General features: G+C 73.1%; 16 protein-coding genes. 7 read left to right on the top strand and 9 right to left on the bottom strand.

What is annotated here, in order from left to right:
- The first annotated feature begins 177 nt into the window (after positions 1-177).
- Complete coding sequence (locus ACWG52_RS34640; protein ID WP_453126899.1) at positions 178-1,137, top strand: NAD(P)H-binding protein; 960 nt, start codon at positions 178-180, stop codon at positions 1,135-1,137.
- A 56-nt stretch (positions 1,138-1,193) separates the two neighbouring features.
- Here ACWG52_RS34640 and ACWG52_RS34635 read toward each other — a convergent pair whose 3' ends face one another.
- Positions 1,194-2,240 carry an NAD-dependent epimerase/dehydratase family protein gene (locus ACWG52_RS34635; RefSeq protein ID WP_453126897.1) on the bottom strand — a complete coding sequence of 349 codons (1,047 nt, stop codon included), beginning with the start codon at positions 2,238-2,240 and terminating at the stop codon, positions 1,194-1,196.
- Positions 2,241-2,341: 101 nt separating this feature from the next.
- The gene (locus ACWG52_RS34630; protein WP_453126896.1) at positions 2,342-3,703 is read right to left on the bottom strand and encodes a serine hydrolase domain-containing protein; all 1,362 of its coding nucleotides are present in this window, start codon (positions 3,701-3,703) and stop codon (positions 2,342-2,344) included.
- Positions 3,704-3,984: 281 nt separating this feature from the next.
- Between ACWG52_RS34630 and ACWG52_RS34625 the strand changes: the two genes are divergently transcribed.
- Positions 3,985-4,269 (top strand): DUF6400 family protein, encoded by a 285-nt coding sequence (locus ACWG52_RS34625; protein WP_389813049.1) that lies wholly within the window; start codon positions 3,985-3,987, stop codon positions 4,267-4,269.
- Positions 4,256-4,513, top strand: coding sequence for a hypothetical protein (locus ACWG52_RS34620; protein WP_030758738.1), 258 nt, complete (start codon positions 4,256-4,258; stop codon positions 4,511-4,513). The genes ACWG52_RS34625 and ACWG52_RS34620 overlap by 14 nt, the downstream gene beginning before the upstream one ends.
- 26 nt (positions 4,514-4,539) lie before the next feature.
- On the opposite strand, the gene ACWG52_RS34615 is transcribed toward ACWG52_RS34620, so the two are convergent.
- From ACWG52_RS34615 to ACWG52_RS34600, 4 genes are all read right to left on the bottom strand, one after another.
- A complete protein-coding gene (locus tag ACWG52_RS34615) occupies positions 4,540-5,358 on the bottom strand; it encodes a 3-hydroxybutyrate dehydrogenase (RefSeq protein WP_453126893.1) in 819 nt (272 codons plus the stop codon).
- A gap of 126 nt (positions 5,359-5,484) precedes the next feature.
- Complete coding sequence (locus ACWG52_RS34610; RefSeq protein WP_389813043.1) at positions 5,485-6,321, bottom strand: class I SAM-dependent methyltransferase; 837 nt, start codon at positions 6,319-6,321, stop codon at positions 5,485-5,487.
- A 63-nt stretch (positions 6,322-6,384) separates the two neighbouring features.
- Positions 6,385-7,083, bottom strand: a complete 699-nt coding sequence (locus tag ACWG52_RS34605; RefSeq protein ID WP_389813040.1) for an HAD family hydrolase — start codon at positions 7,081-7,083, stop codon at positions 6,385-6,387.
- Between the two features lie 101 nt (positions 7,084-7,184).
- Positions 7,185-8,597 carry an Ig-like domain-containing protein gene (locus ACWG52_RS34600; RefSeq protein WP_453126890.1) on the bottom strand — a complete coding sequence of 471 codons (1,413 nt, stop codon included), beginning with the start codon at positions 8,595-8,597 and terminating at the stop codon, positions 7,185-7,187.
- Positions 8,598-8,815: 218 nt separating this feature from the next.
- Here ACWG52_RS34600 and ACWG52_RS34595 point away from each other — a divergent pair, with 218 nt between their 5' ends.
- From ACWG52_RS34595 to ACWG52_RS34585, 3 genes are all read left to right on the top strand, one after another.
- Entirely contained in the window at positions 8,816-9,358 is a 543-nt protein-coding gene (locus ACWG52_RS34595; RefSeq protein ID WP_390136398.1) for a GNAT family N-acetyltransferase, read from the top strand.
- A 35-nt stretch (positions 9,359-9,393) separates the two neighbouring features.
- A complete protein-coding gene (locus ACWG52_RS34590; RefSeq protein ID WP_389813030.1) occupies positions 9,394-9,942 on the top strand; it encodes a GNAT family N-acetyltransferase in 549 nt (182 codons plus the stop codon).
- Between the two features lie 128 nt (positions 9,943-10,070).
- On the top strand, positions 10,071-11,096 hold the full coding sequence (locus ACWG52_RS34585; protein ID WP_389813027.1) for an NAD-dependent epimerase/dehydratase family protein: 1,026 nt from the start codon (positions 10,071-10,073) through the stop codon (positions 11,094-11,096).
- A gap of 3 nt (positions 11,097-11,099) precedes the next feature.
- Here ACWG52_RS34585 and ACWG52_RS34580 read toward each other — a convergent pair whose 3' ends face one another.
- Positions 11,100-11,780: a MerR family transcriptional regulator gene (locus tag ACWG52_RS34580; protein ID WP_453129095.1), complete on the bottom strand. Its 681-nt coding sequence runs from the start codon at positions 11,778-11,780 to the stop codon at positions 11,100-11,102.
- 90 nt (positions 11,781-11,870) lie between these two features.
- On the opposite strand from ACWG52_RS34580, the gene ACWG52_RS34575 reads away from it, so the two are divergent.
- A complete protein-coding gene (locus tag ACWG52_RS34575) occupies positions 11,871-12,395 on the top strand; it encodes a DUF4188 domain-containing protein (protein WP_389813024.1) in 525 nt (174 codons plus the stop codon).
- Positions 12,396-12,428: 33 nt separating this feature from the next.
- Here ACWG52_RS34575 and ACWG52_RS34570 read toward each other — a convergent pair whose 3' ends face one another.
- The gene (locus tag ACWG52_RS34570; RefSeq protein ID WP_389813021.1) at positions 12,429-13,202 is read right to left on the bottom strand and encodes a class I SAM-dependent methyltransferase; all 774 of its coding nucleotides are present in this window, start codon (positions 13,200-13,202) and stop codon (positions 12,429-12,431) included.
- 132 nt (positions 13,203-13,334) lie between these two features.
- Positions 13,335-15,368, bottom strand: a complete 2,034-nt coding sequence (locus ACWG52_RS34565; protein WP_390136396.1) for a prolyl oligopeptidase family serine peptidase — start codon at positions 15,366-15,368, stop codon at positions 13,335-13,337.
- Between the last annotated feature and the right edge of the window lie 17 nt (positions 15,369-15,385).

Below are 15,385 nucleotides of genomic sequence, written 5' to 3'. Positions count from 1 at the left end.
GGCGTCGCGGACGGACACGCGTTCGCGAATTCCCCTCCGCTGTGAGCCTGCGCCGGGTTAAGCTGGCCGACCTCGATCCGCAGCCGTGGTTCTCCGTCGGCGCCGGGTACGGCCGTAGCCGTCCGGTGTGTACGGGCCAGGTGCAAGATCTCCGCTCACGCGTGGAAGGTTCTTGCCGTGGAAAATGTCGAGCGCGATGACATCGTGCCGCCCGCCGAACGCCCCGTCCTGCTGACCGTCGTCGGTCCGCGCAAGGACGAGGGCAACAGTCCGACGGGGATCGTCGGCCGGTGCCTGGCACGGCAGTTGCTCGCCATGGGCCGACAGGTGCGGGTGTTGGCGGAGCCGGGCCGGTGCGACGGCTGGCCCGACACGGTCGACGTCGTGGAAGGGTCCGTCACACGACCGCTGGAATGTGTCCGGGCCTTCGACGGTGTCGAGGCCGTGTTCCTCGCCGGAGCCCATCCGTCGACGGTCCCGGACGCCCTCGCTCTCGCCCGGAAGGCCGGTACCGAGAAGATCGTCGTGCTGTCGTCCCACGGTCCGGAGCACGAGGCGGCGAACCCGCCGGAGACCTGGTTCTGGCTGGCGATCGAGAAGGCGGTGGAGCGGTCGGGCATGGCCTGGACGCACATCCGGCCCTCGGCCGTGATGGGTGCCGTCATCGAGGGCACCTACCCGGCCACGGGGTCCGACTGGCCCGCCACCGTCCGGGCCGACGGGGTGGTCCGGGAGGCCCACCTCGGTGAGGGGCACTACCCCTTCATCCACGAGGAGGACCTCGCGGCCGTGGCCGCCGTGGCCCTGACCTGTGACGACCATGCCGGGACGATCATGGAGGCGGTGGGCCCTCCGCTGAGCACCCGCGCCCGGGTACGGAGCATCGGCGCCGCCCTCGGCCGTGACATCGCCACGGTCGATCTGGCGCCGGACGACTGCCGGGCGCACTGGCGAGGTCTCGGCTGGCCCGAAGGCGCGATCGACGTGACCCTGTTCGCACTCGAGGTCTACGGCGCCCGCTACGCCGAGCTCCTGCAGTGGACGCTCGACCAACGACCGTCCGTGCAGGAGGTCATCGGCCGTCCCCTGCGCACCTACGACGAGTGGGTGCGCGAGCACATCGACACGTTCCGCTGACGCGGATCCCGGCCGGCCCGGCCGGCCGGGACGAGCGGCCGGGCGTCAGCTCTGTGTCACGGTCCCGTCGCCGCGGAAACGGCCTGGCCCGTGGCCAGTTCGGCCATGCCCGCGGCGAACGGGACGACCGGGCGCCAGCCCAGCTCGTGGCGCAGGCGCGCCGAGTCGGCGGTGATGTGCCGGACGTCGCCGAGGCGGTACTCGCCGGTGACGACCGGCGCCGGGCCACCGCACGCGGCGGCCAGGGCCACGGCCATGTCGCCGACGGTCCGAGGGTCGCCGCTGCCGACGTTGTACGCGGTGAAACCCGCGGGCCCGGTGGGCGCGGTGGGCGCGATGACCCCGGCCGAGGCGTCCAGGGTCTCCAGGGCCACCACGTTGGCCGCGGCCACGTCCCGTACGTGGACGAAGTCCCGGCGTTGTCCGCCGTCCTCGAAGACGCGCGGTGCCTCACCCCGCGCGAGCGAGGACCGGAAGAGCGCGGCCACGCCCGCGTACGGGGTGTCGCGGGGCATCCCCGGTCCGTAGACGTTGTGGTAGCGCAGTGAGATGACCCGTCCGGCGGTGGCCCGGGCCCAGGAGGACGCGAGGTGTTCCTGGGCGAGCTTGGTCGTGGCGTAGACGTTCCGGGGGTCGGTCGGGGCGTCCTCCGTGACCAGTCCCGGCGCCAGGTCGGCGCCGCAGGCCGGGCAGCGCGGCTCGAACCGCCCCGCGCGCAGGTCGCTCTCGGCGCGCGGCCCGGGCCGGACCGTGCCGTGGGCGGGGCACGCGTAGCGCCCCTCGCCGTAGACGACCATCGACCCGGCGAGCAGCAGCCGTGACACCCGGGCCCGCGCCATCTCGGCCAGCAGCACCGCGGTGCCGAGGTCGTTGGCCGACACGTAGCCGGGGGCGTCCCCGAAGTCCTTCCCGAGCCCCACCTTGGCGGCCTGGTGACAGACGGCGTCCACGCCCGTCAACGCCTCCGCCACGGCATCCGGGTCCCGTACGTCCCGTCCGTCCTCCGCCAGGTCGAAGACCACCGGGTCGTGGCCGCGGCCGATGAGCTCGGCGACGATGTGCGAGCCGATGAAGCCCGCGCCTCCAGTCACAAGTACGCGCATGCCCCGACGCTATGCCGCGCACCGCCCCGCGCCGCTCGTACCGGGCCGCACGTCACGGATCCGTAAGAACGGCGGCAGGGCGGTGGCGCACCTGCGCCCGGTCAGCGGAGGGGACCCGCGAGCGGCCCGGGGAGCGCCGGCGTGGTCTGGGCGGGCGGGGCCCCGGCGGGGCGGTTCTTCGCGGTCGGGTCCGGGGTGCGCGGCGGGGTGGTGCCGCAGAGGGCCTGGTCGCGGTAGTCGCGCATGGCGGCGTCGGCCGGATGCAAGTCGAAGTCGGTGCCGTCGGCGTTGACCCGCTGGTACTTCATCAGGTTGTACCCGACGGCGAACTGACGCCTGCCGTCCGGACTGGACAGGGCCCAGGTGCCGGCGCCCCAGACTCCGCCGTCGTGGCCCCAGGCCGGGCCGCAGGGCGTGTCCAGGGAGTAGATGCCGAGGCCGTAGTGCATGACCACCGCGCCCGTCTGCTTGTTCTTGACGTCGTAGGTGGTGCGCATCTGGTCCAGCTGGCGGCGCGGCAGGAGGTCGCCGCCCAGCAGGGCGCGGTAGAAGGTGTTGAGGTCCTGCGGGGTGGAGACGAGGGCACCTGCGGTGCCGGCCCAGGTCATGTTGTAGTCGCTGTAGTCGCGCGGGGGGTCGATCAGCCCGTAGAAGCTCTCGTACATGCGGGCGTGGGCGCCGCGGATGCGCGGGTCGGTCCCGGGGAAGTAGGTGTCGCGCAGCCCCACGCGCCGGATCACGTCCCGCGTGATCACCTGCTCCGGGTCCTGGCCGGTCACCTTGCGGAGTACCTCGCCGAGCAGGATGTAGTTGGTGTTGGAGTAGGACCAGTCGGTTCCGGGTTCGAACAGCTGCGGCCGGGCCACGCCGTGGCCGATCAGCTCTGCGGGCTCGATCGTGCGGTACCGGTGCTGGTCCAGGCTCTCCGTGGTGCCCTTCGGAAGGGAGGGGAAGGCGTCGCCGAGGTAGTCCTGGATACCGCTGGTGTGGTTGAGGAGCATGCGTACGGTCACCTTGCGGCCGCGCTCGCCGGGCAGCAGCTCGGGCACGTAGTCGCCGACCGGCCGGTCCAGGTCCACCCGGCCCTTCGCGGACTGCTGGAGGACGGCGACGGCGGTGAAGGTCTTGGTGACGCTGCCGACGCGGTGCCGCAGGTCGGGGCGGACCTTGCGCCCGGTGGCGATGTCGGCGAGACCGGCGGCGCCGTCGAAGCGCTCGCGGCCGTCGCGGACCCCGGAGTAGACGCCGTACAGGCCCGCCTCCCGGATCGCGTCCAGTCCGGCCTGCAGCTGCGTGCGGTCCAGGCGCCGGGCGGCGTCCTGACCGTAGGCGCTCGGTCCTTGCCGGGCTGCGGCGCTCGCGGCGGGCGCGAGGCCCGCCAGGAGGGCTATGGCGACGGCGGTGGCCGAGACGGCACGCCGCAGGCGCGGTGCGGGTCGGTCGGCGGGACGGGTGTGGGGCACGGCGGCTCCTCGTCGGTGGCCCGGTGGGGCCCGGCGATCTCTGTCCCTGCAATTCTTCGTCCCGGACCCGCGCCGCGACCTCCTTCGCAGGGACGAAGCGGGCATCAACCTCCAGACCGAGAAGCACCTTGACAGGCCATTACATTTGTCACGTCAGCCTCTCGGCCGCACCCCCTCGTCCGGACCGACCCCCCTGGGCTCGTACACCCTCCGATCAGGGGACTGTGACTCCGCCCACCCTCCCTTGACCGGGGAAGGAAGGGCTACCTAACTTCGAAGGTATGGCCCCCCACGAACCCACCCCTGCCTCCGACGCCTCCGACGCGTCCGACGCGTCCGAGCTGGTCGATTTCGCCGTCGACCTCACCTCGCAGGAGGTGCTCCGGCGCGCCCAGGTGATGGCGGCCCTCGGCCCGGACTGGGATCCGCTGGAGGTGCTCCTCGGCGAGGAGGCCGCGTACGACCTGCTCTATTCCGGGCTCGACGCCGAGCAGCAGCGCCTCTACGACGACCTGGTCGCGGCCGGTGTGCTGCCCTCGCGCGGAGACGGCAGTGCTGCCGCTTGACCCGCAGGCCGATCCTGGGCGTCGTGCCTGGGTGGCCTGCCCGAAGTGTGCGGACGCGCGCGGCTGCGAACCCTGCGAGCAGCGGCGTACCTGCTCCACGCACTGGCGCTACCTGCTCACCAACACCGGCAGCATGCTGCACCTCCAGTGCCCCGGCTGCACCCACGTGTGGGTGCACGAGAGCGGCTTCGGAGCGACCCGCTCCCTGTGGGACCGCGTCACGGGCGCAGGGCCGGGCTTCTGACCCGCCGATGACAGCCCCGCCGGGGGTCAGGTGGCGGTCCAGCCTCCGTCCAGGGGGATCGAGGCACCCGTGATGTAGCCGGTGTGCGGGCCGCAGAGCCACAGAACGGCCGCGGCGACCTCCGCCGGTTCGATCAGCCGCTTGATCGCCGGGCGGCTCAGCAGCACGTCGGACACCACCTGACCGGTGTCGATGCCGTGGGTGGCGGCCTGGGCCTCGATCTGTCGCTCGACCAGTGGTGTGCGGACGTAGGCGGGGTTCACGCAGTTGCTGGTGATGCCGTGCGGGGCTCCTTCGACGGCCGTGACCTTGCTCAGCCCGTCCAGGGCGTGCTTCGCGGTCACGTATCCGGCCTTGAAGGCGCTGGCGCGCAGCCCGTGCGCGCTGGAGATGTTGACGATGCGGCCCCAGCCGCCTGCCCGCATGTGCGGCATGGTCCGGCGGATCAGCAGGAACGGGGCGTGCACCATGACGCGCTGCATGAGGGCGAAGCGGTCCGGCGGGAACTCGGTCAGCGGGGCGACGTGCTGCAGCCCGGCGTTGTTGACCAGGATGTCGATGTCGGCCGGCAGTTCCTCGACGGTCTCGGCCCGCGCCAGGTCCACCACGTGCGCCCGCCCGCCGATCGTCTCGGCGACGGCCTTCGCCGTGGCGGCGTCGATGTCCACCACGTGGACGTGGGCCCCGGCCGCGGCGAGCGCCGAGGCGACGGCCCGCCCGATGCCGCTGCCCGCGCCGGTCACCAGGGCGGTGCGGCCCGCCAGGTCGGTGCCCGCGGTGGCGGCTGTCGCGTGCGGCGCGGGAGGGGGCACGGGAGGGGGCACGGGAAGGTATCCGCTTGTCATGCCCGGAATCATCCGGGACACCCGTGGGCCGCTCCCATGTGCGCGGCCGCCACAGTCGGGTCGCGGGGTGTGTCGGCCGCGGCCAGGGCGTGCCGCGGAGTCGGACCTGTGCCCGTACCGGCCCGCTCAGGCCCGGTCCGGGGCCACCGCGCGCAGTGAGTACAGGATCGGGAGGTGGGAGTCCCCGAAGGGCAGCCGGTACCGGCCGTCCTCGTCCGCGGACAGGATGCCGCGGGGGTCGAAGTCGGCGGCGACGTGTTCGCCGAGGTGCTTGATCGTGAGACCCGCGCCCGCGGCGGCGGTGACGATCTCGCCGATCGAGTACGGGTACTGCACGGATTCCTGGGGCGGCAGGCTCACGCCGGGTTCCGCGTAGGTCGCGGTGAGCGTCTCGTGGTGCGGCTCGCCCCCGCCGTAGGGCCAGTCGACGACGAGCGGATCGAGGGTGGCGACCGCCTGGAACGCCGGATGCAGGTCGACGAGGACCAGGCTGCCGCCGGGCCGCAGCGCCGATGCCGCGCCGGCCATCCAGGCGTCGAGGTCGCCGATCCAGCACAGGATCCCGTAGGTGGCGACGACCAGGTCGAAGCGGCCGGCCAGGGTCGCGGGCAGGCGCTGGGTGTCGGCCTCGACGAAGGTGGCGGGCAGGCCCGTCCGGGCGGCCAGCAGCCGGGCCCGTTCGATCGCGATCGGTGAGAAGTCGACGCCGGTGACCCGGGCGCCCAGCCGGGCCCAGTTGAGCGTGTCCATGCCGATGTGGCACTGGAGGTGGAGCAGGTCCCGGTCGGCCACCTCCCCCGCGAGGTCGCGTTCGAGCGCGCGCAGGGTCTGGCGTCCGGTGACGAACGACTCGACGTCGTAGAACCGGTCGGTGGGCGTCGAGCCGTGGATACGGGCCCACCGGTCCCACAGGGCGCGATTGGGCGCGAGGCCGTCGTCCGTACCTGGCCTGAGATCGGGCATGGACCCGAGGATGGCACACCCCGACCGTCCCCGGGGAGCCGTTTCAGGCGGGCCCGAGCAGGTTCAGGCGGGCCCGAGCAGGTTCAGGAGCGCGGCCAGTGCGTCGGGGCGCCGGTCGACGGGGAGGTGGTCGACGAAGTGGACCGGGCAGCCGAGCGCACGCGCGCCGCCGTCCGCCTCGCGGCTGTCGCCGACCATCAGCACATCGGCGGGGGCCAGGCCCAGCCGGTCGCAGGCGGCCTTGAAGATCACCGGATCGGGCTTCTGGACGCCCAGCTCGAAGGAGAGCACGTAGGCGTCGACCAGTTCGTCGAGCCCGTGCGCGCGGAAGATCGGCCGCAGGTCCCATCCGATGTTGCTGACCACGGCCACCGGAAGCCCGCGGCGGCGCAGTGCGCGCAGGGTGGATTCGGTGTCCGGGTAGGGGCGCCAGGCCGCTGGGGTCATGTGGCGGTCGTAGAGCGCCCGCACCAGCTCCGGATTCGTGACCCCGGCGGCGTGGATCAGGCCGCAGTAGGCCTCCCGGTGCAGCTCCGCGCTGATGTCGCGCCGGTCCCACGGGGTTTCGAGGTGGGCCGGCACGTGCTGGGGCGACAGCCCGCCGGGCAGGGCGCCGTACTCGGTCAGCCGCCGTGTCGTCTCGCCGAACTCCTCCTCGCCGGACGGGATGCCGGTCTCGGCGAGGGCGGCGGCGAGCCACTCCCGCGTCGACTCGACGCGCAGCAGCGTGCCGGAGAAGTCGAACATCACTCCTTTGATCATGTGGTGATCGTAGTCCGGTGCACGCCGCCGCCGACCGGGTGCGGGCGCCGCGGCCGGCCGGGCGGCCGCGGTGCCCGGGCGGGGGTCATGCGGTCGGGTGGTCAGGTGGTCGGGTGCAGCCGCGAGGGGACGGAGGTGGCCGGTGCGTCCTGCGGGCTCCCGTCGACGGTGGCCAGGGCGCTGCCCGCCAGCCAGGTGCGCCAGTCGACGTTCCAGTCCCCGAAGCCGTTGTCGAAGGGGGCCATCTTCTCTCCGCCGCTGTTGACCACCTCCACGATGTCCCCTTCGCGGACGGTCTCGAAGAACCAGGCGGCGTCCTCGGTGCTCATGCCCGTGCAGCCGTGGCTGACGTTCTCCTCGCCCTGCGCCTCGACCGACCAGGGCGCGGCGTGGATGTACTCGCCGCTCCAGGTCACCCGGGTCGCGTAGGAGACGGGCAGGTCGTAGAACTCGCTGGTGCCGCGCTTGATGCCGACGGTGTCACCGCGCATGCGGACCTTGGGCTCCTTGCGCAGCACGACCTTGATGCCGCTGCGGGTCCGGAAGCCTTCCTTGCCGGTGGTGACCGGGATGGTCCTGATGACCCGTCCGTTGCGGCGTACGGTCATCCGGTGGGTGGCGGAGTCGGTGACGGCCTCGATCCGGTCCGCGATGGTGAACTGCACGGCGTCGGAGGGGCCTCCGTAGTCCTGGTCCCCGACCTCGACCCCGTCGAGACCGCTGCGCACGCGGACGACGGTGTGGGCGGGCCAGTACGTACGCGGCCGGAAGTGCAGGGTCGATTCGTCGACCCAGTGCCACGCGCCCTCGACATGGGGCTCCGAGGTCACCTGCAGGCCCCGCTCCAGCCGGGCGCGGGCCGGGAGGTCGTCGGCGGGCACCGGGCGGCTGAGGCTCGCCGTCACGATCTCCCCCGCTCCGTACGTGCCGGGGCCGGGGCCGAACTCGACCGTCAACCGGCCCCCGTCCGTGGGGGGAGCGGTCCGGAACGCCATGGTCACGCCGACCGCGGTCCCGTCCGGGTCCAGGGCGCCGACCTGCACGGTGTAGGTCTCCCCGGCCCGCAGCGGCTCGCTGTTGAGCCAGCGCTCGCTGTGCGGGGCGAGCTCACCGGCGAGGTGACGGCCGTGCCCGTCCCGGACCGTGACGTCCGTGAGGCGGCCCGGTTCGGCGAGGGCGATCTGGAGCGGCCCGCCGGAGTCCGTGGGGAGTACGTCGGTCCGGGCGGTCCGGGCCGTGTCGCCGAGGGCGGGCTCCTTCACGACGGATCCCACACCGCGCGCGGTGGCCCGTACCCGCTGTTCCTGCCAGCCGCTGCACAGGCCGGGCCGGAACATGCGCACGGCGCACGGCCCGTCGCCGGACACGCGGCCCTCGTCCAGCACCCTCCCGACCAGCAGGGTGACCGCGGCCTCGCGCGGCGGGCCCGCCAGGGTCCCCTCCGCGGTGTCCGCGTCGGGCGCGCGGCCCGGCGCTGCGGCGACGACCAGCATGGCCCCCGTCACCGCAGCCACGGCGCCCCACGCCTTGGTCGGTTGTCTCCGTCGCATTCGTGGCATAGCCGTATCAAAGCGATGTGACACCAAAATGATGATCACTCCCTCGGCGCTGCGGCCGAACGGGCACGCAAGAGAACTCGTACGGAGCACAGAACCCGCCCTCGGCGAGCGGGGATCGGCCGCGGGTCCGATAATCGGATGCCCTCGCGCCGGCCGCCCGCGAGAATGCGGCCATGGCCATCGCTACTACCGTCCGCCTCGCACGGCCGGACGAGCTGACCGTGCTCCAGGACATCGAGAGGGCCGCCGGTCGCTGCTTCCGGGGCATCGGCATGCCGGAGATCGCCGACGACGAACCGTTGACGCCGGACGAGCTCGCGCCCTACCAACGGGCCGGACTGGCCTGGGTGTCGGTCGACGGGGCCGGCACCCCGGCCGCCTATCTGATCGCCGAGCACGTCGAGGGGAACCTGCACGTCGAGCAGGTGTCCGTGCACCCGGACCATGCCCGCCGCGGGCTCGGTAGGGGGCTGCTGGAGCACCTGGCGGGGTTCGCCGGGCGCGCGGGCGTGCCCGCCCTGACCCTCACCACCTTCACCGAGGTCCCGTGGAACGCCCCGTACTACGCGCGCTGCGGGTTCCGGCGGCTGGACGACGCGGAGCTCACCGCGGGCCTCCGGGAGATCCGCGAGCGCGAGGCGGCGCACGGCCTGGACCGCTGGCCCCGCGTCTGCATGCGGCGGGACGTCCGACGGCCCCCCGGACCGACAGCATGATCAATTCAACAGAACGATGCGACAAGGGTTACGTGATGTTCGAAGGACGACTGGTACGACTGCGCGCACTGCGCTCCGAGGACGCGGAGCATCACCTTCGGTGGCGCAACGATCCGGAGGTGGTCCGCTGGGCCGCGGCCGGCGATCCCTGCTTCGGCCCGGTCACGGCGGAGGCGGTCGGGCTCGGCTTCGACACCATGCTGCGCCTGAGCCCGCGGGAGTCGGCCGTGTTCACGGTCGAGGACCTGGCGGACGGCAGCGTGGTGGGCATGGTCGACTATCGGGACCTGGACCCGTACGCGGGAGTGGCCACGCTCGGAGTCACCATCGGAGAGCGGAGGTTGTGGGGTCGCGGCCACGGCAGCGAGGCGCTACGGCTGCTCGTGGACCATCTGTTCGGCGCCTACGGTCTGAGCCGCCTGGAGCTGGACACCTGGAGCGGCAACGAGCGCGCCGTACGGGCCTTCGGCAAGCTGGGCTTCCGCGAGGAAGGCCGACGCCGGTCGGCCGTCCTGCTGGAAGGCGAGCGCTACGACAGCGTGCTCTTCGGGATGCTGCGGGAGGAGTGGGCGAAGCCCGCATGACGCGGTGGACGGGCGGGCGGCACCCGGCCGGATCCGTACCCGCGCCCGTACCCGGACGCACCGGGGCTCCTCTTCGCCGAGCGTGAACCGGCATCGCGGCGGTGGCCGCGATGTGTTGAGGTGGCCTGATGGACCTTCTTGTACTGGGCGGGACCGCATGGCTGGGGCGTGAGATCACGCGGCAGGCGCTGGAGCGGGGGCACACGGTGACCTGCCTCGCGCGCGGTGAGAGCGGAGCCGTCGCGCCCGGCGCGCGGCTGGTGACGGCGGACCGGAACGAGGAGTCCGCCTACGCCGAACTCCTCGAACGCGACCACGACTGGGACGCCGTGATCGAGGTGTCCTGGCAGCCGGCCTTCGTCCGCGGCGCGCTCGCGGCCCTCGCGGGGCGGGCCCGGCACTGGACCTACGTCTCCTCCATCAGCGCCTACGCCGACCACGGCACGGTGGGCGCCGACGAGTCGGCGGCGCTGCTGCCGGCGGCCGAAGGCGCGTACGTGGGGCGGGAGGAGTACGGGGAGGCCAAGGTCGCCTGCGAGGAGGCGTCGCGCGCCGCGGTGGGAGACCGGCTCGTCATCGCCCGGGCCGGTCTGATCGGCGGCCCGGGCGACGCGAGCGGACGGTCGGGATACTGGCCGGCGCGCTTCGCGCGCGAGGTGGACCAGCCCGTGCTCCTCCCCCGGCCGGCCGGCGTGCCGACGCAGGCGATCGACGTGCGCGACCTGGCGGCCTGGCTCCTGGACCTGGCCCAGCAGGGCACCACCGGGACCTTCGACGCCGTCGGCCCCGTCGTCCCCTTCGACGACTGGGTCGCCCTGGCGGCGGCCGCGGCCGGGTACACCGGACCGGTGGCGGTGGCGGACCCTCAGTGGCTCCTCGACCAAGGCGTCGGCGCGTTCATGGGCCCCGAGTCGATGGCCATGTGGATGCCGGATCCGAAGTGGGCCGGCTTCTGCGCCCGCAGCGGAGCCGCGGCCCACGCGGCCGGGCTGCGCGACCGCCCACGCGCCGACATGCTGGCGGACGTCCTGCGGTGGGAACGCGCCGAGGGACTGGACCGCCCCCGCCGAGCCGGTCTGAGCACGGCGCGCGAGCAGGAACTCCTCACCGCACTCGCCGACGCACCGTCCCCGGACGGCACCCCGACCCCCTGACGGTCACTCAAGGCCGTACCTCCGGGCCGACTCCTCCTCCTGGGCCAGTCGGTGCAGCGCCTTCAGCACCGGCTGGAACAGGATGGTCGCCGCCACGGCGGTCTCGGCCTTCTCCGCCTCCGAGGGAAAGGTCTCCACGAAGTCCAGGTCCCGCACGGCGACTTGGTGCATCAGCCGCGCGTACGGGGCCATCAGCGTCGCGTCCCACGGGTAGCCGAGCCGCGTCAGCGTGGCCACGGCCGCCACGAGCGAGCGGTGCACCGGGGAGAGTTCCCCCAACTCCCTTGCCGTGGACCAGCCCAGCGTCCGGAGCAGCTGGTCGACCTCGGCGCGCGCGGCGGTCGTCGCCTCGTCCTCGCCGTCAGCGCCCTCGCCCGTACCCGCGCCCGTGCCGTCGTCCTGTTCGGACCCGGGGGGCAAGGCCCACAGGGCCGCGCCCAGGCGCATCGTCCGACCCAGGGACTCGTCGTCGACGTGCGCGAGCACCTGTCGGACACTCGCCACCGGCACCTGGCCGACCTGGATCATCGCGCGGACCAGCCGCAGTCTGCGCAGATGACCCTCGTCGTAGTCCGCGGTCGTCGCGCTGACGCGGCGGCCCGGTGGCAACAGCCCTTCGCGCAGGTAGTACTTGATGGTGGCGATGGCCACGCCGCTCCGCTCACTCAGTTCCGCGAGCCGCACTCTCTTGAACCTTCCCTCGGCGAGTGCCACCATCCCATCACGTGACGGTTGGACAGCAGCGCTATCCAACAAAGCGATCGGGAGGCCGGCATGTTCGCGAAACCCTTACCGGGCCGTACCACCGCAGCCGCCGAGGGGGACGTCGTCGTCCTGCTCATCGGCATGCGCATCAACCACTTCTGGGCCGTGCACCATTGGGTTCCGGTGGTCCTGGCCATGCCACGCATGCTCCGCGAACTCGCCCAGCACCCCACCCGGGGCCTGCTCGGCCGTGTCCTGCTCACCGCCTCGCCCCGCACGTACTACGTGGTCCAGTACTGGGAGTCCAAGGAGAAGCTCTACGCGTACGCCGCGGCCCCGGACATGCTCCACCACAAAGCCTGGTCGATCATCAACCGCAAGGACCGCGCGGGCAAGCTGCGCCGCCACGTGGGCCTCTGGCACGAGTCCTACATCGTGCCCGAGGGCTCGTACGAGTCGATCTACTTCGACATGCCCCCGTTCGGCCTGGCCGCGGCCACCGGGGTGCTGCCCCTGGAGAGCCGCGGCCGACGCGCGGCCGACCGGTTCGCGCACCGGACACCCGCCGCCGGAACGGATCGGCGCGCCGGGTGAGGCGTGGCGGCGGTCACCGCCGTGGGGCCGTGGTCACCGCCGCGGCCGGGTCGCGACGGTGACCGCGACGGTGACGGTACGGGTGTAGGTACCGCCCGGGTCGTGGTCCAGCAGCGCGCGCCGCAGCTCGGACGCGAAGGCGTCCTTGCGGTCGCCCAGCAGGGCCGGGTGGGAGGAGGCGCGGGCGAACTGCAGGCCGATCACCTGGTCCACGGTGCAGCGTGCGGACCGCTCCCACCTGGTCGTCCCGACGCGGGAGAACTCGGACTTCGCGAGCTGGTCCTCCGCGTCCCGCACGTGGTCCGCCCCCGCCCCCGTCCCCGTCCCCGCCCCGGGCCCGAGGAAGCGGGCGCGCACCTCGTCGACGACGGCCGGCCAGGCCGCCGCCAGGGAGGTGACGACCGCGATCCCTCCTCGGGGTGCGAGCACGGCGTCCAGGTCGGCCGCGACCCGCGCCCGGTCCATCCGGTGGAACGCGTCGCCGATGACGCACAGGTCGATCCGGGGCAGGCACAGCCGGCCGATGCCGGCGGCGTCGCCCCGCAGCCAGGAGATGTTCCCGTGGCCCTGTTCCTCGGCGAGCGCGCACCCTTCGGCGAGCATGGCCGGCTCCGGGTCGACGGCGTAGACCTGCTCGACCAGCGGAGCCAGCGGCAGACCGACCGTGCCCGGTCCGGCGCCGAGGTCCAGGACGGTCTGGGAGCCGTCGAGCGCGAAGCGGTCCGCGAGGAGCGCGTAGAGCTCCGCCGGGTACGGGGGCCGGTAGCGGGCGTAGTACGGGGCGGCGGACGCGTACGGGGTACTCATGGGGTCCTCCCTGGCCGGGGTCGCATCCGCCGATGGTGGAGCACAACCCGGCCCAAGGCGGCGCCTGGCCCCGCAAATCCCCCGTACGGATGCCTCCCGTTCACCTGGGCACCCGGTACGCCCCGGTACCGATCAGTTCCGCGGGGTCAGCCGCTCCCACAGGAAGGTGTGGACGAGGGCCTCGTTGAAGGCCGTCTGCCGGTGGTCGGTGGCGCCCGCGTGGCCGCCCCCGAGGTGCTCGTGGAAGAGGACGGGATGCCCGTACTCGCGCAGCCGGGCGGCCATCTTGCGGGCGTGGCCGGGGTGCACCCGGTCGTCACGGGTCGAGGTCAACAGGAGCAGCGGCGGGTACGCGGGACCGTCCTCCCGGATCCGGTGGTAGGGGGAGATCCCCTCCAGGTGCGCCCGGTCGGCCGGGTTGTCGGGGTCCCCGTACTCGGCGATCCAGCTGGCTCCGGCGAGCAGCTTGTGGAAGCGGAGCATGTCGAGCAGCGGTACGTGCGCGACGACCGCGCCGAAGAGTTCGGGGTCGCGGGTGAGCATGGCGCCCATCAGCAGACCACCGTTGCTGCCGCCCTCGATGCCCAGCTGGGCGGGGGTGGTGATGTCCCGGGCGGTGAGGTCCCGGGCGACCGCGGCGAAGTCCTCGTAGGCCCGGACCCGGTTCGCGCCGAGGGCCGCCTTGTGCCAGGCGGGCCCGTACTCGTGCCCGCCCCGGATGCCCGCGACGACGTACGTACCGCCGCGCGCGAGCCAGGCCCGTCCGGTGACCGCGCTGTAGTGCGGAACCATGGAGATCTCGAAGCCGCCGTACCCGTAGAGCAGGGTGGGGCCGGGGCCCGGGCGGTCCTCGGGTCCGACGACGAAGTACGGCACCCTCGTACCGTCCGCGGAGGTCGCGAAGTACTGGCGTACGGCGAGGCCGGCGGTGTCGAAGAGGGCCGGGCTCTGCTTGAGGGTCTCGCTCCCGCCGTCGTCACCGGCCGTGCCCCGGTACAGGGTGGCGGGCTGGAGGAAGCCGGAGACCTGGTGGAAGTACTCGTCGCCGACGTCCGGGTCCGTGTCGGTGACCGAGGCGGTGGACAGCGGCGGCAGTCCGGGCAGCGGTGCGCGACGCCATCCGCCGGCGCCCTCGCCCGGGGTGAGGAGCTCCATCCGGGAGGAGACGTCCGCGCGGGTGCTGAGGATGAGGTGGTCACGGGTCCAGCTGTACCCGGCGAGCGCGGTGCGCTCGTCCGGCGTGAACAGCACCTCGGCCTCCCGCTCCCCCGCCAGGAAGGCGTCGAGGTCGAAGGCCAGCAGACTGCCCGCGGGGTGGCCGAGCCACGGCGACTTGATGGTGACGGTCAGCCATCGGCGGTGGACGGAGGCGCCCGCGTCGTCCGGGACCTCGATCTTCAGGGGCGGACCGGCGGCGTCGCCCGGCAGCAGGAAGAGCTCCTGGTTCCAGAAGTCGATCTGCCGGTGGACGAAGTCCCGCGCGAAGCCGGGGGTGTCGTCGTGCCACCCGGAGGCGGACAGGTCCGTCGGCCGGCCCTCGTAGACCAGCTCGGCGTCCGTGAGGGGCGTACCGCGCCGCCAGCGGCGGACCTGGAGCGGGTAGCCGGACGCGGACATCGAGCCTGCGCCGAAGTCCGTGCCGATCCAGACCCGGTCGTGGTCGATCCACCCGATCCGGGTCTTGGCCTCGGCGACGGCGAACCCGTCCTCGACGAACTCCAGGCTCTCCAGGTCGAACTCGCGCACCACGCAGGCGTCCGCTCCGTCCCGGGACAGCAGGACGAGGGCGTGGCGGTGGTCGGGGGCCAGGACCCGGCTGCCCGCCCAGGCCCACTTCTCGCCCTCGGCCTCGGCGAGCGCGTCGAGGTCCAGGAGCACCTCCCAGGCCGGGTGGTCGGTCCGGTACTCCTCCAGCGTCGTCCGGCGCCACAGGCCGCGCACGTGGTCGGCGTCCTGCCAGAAATTGTAGAGGTGGCCGCCTCTACGGACGGTGTAGGGGATCCGGCCGTCGTCGTCCAGCACCTCGCGCATCTCCTGCTCGAGGACCTTGAAGCCGGGGGAACCGGTCAGCGCGTCCACGGTCTCGGCATTGCGTTCCCGCACCCAGGCGAGGGCGGCGTCGCCGGATACGTCTTCCAGCCACAGGTAGGGGTCTTCATCGCTCATCAGGCGATTGTGCAGGA

It is taken from the genome of Streptomyces sp. CLCI03 (genome assembly GCF_053615355.1).
Note: the sequence above shows the minus strand (reverse complement) of the source record. Positions and strands in the feature narration are given on the sequence as shown.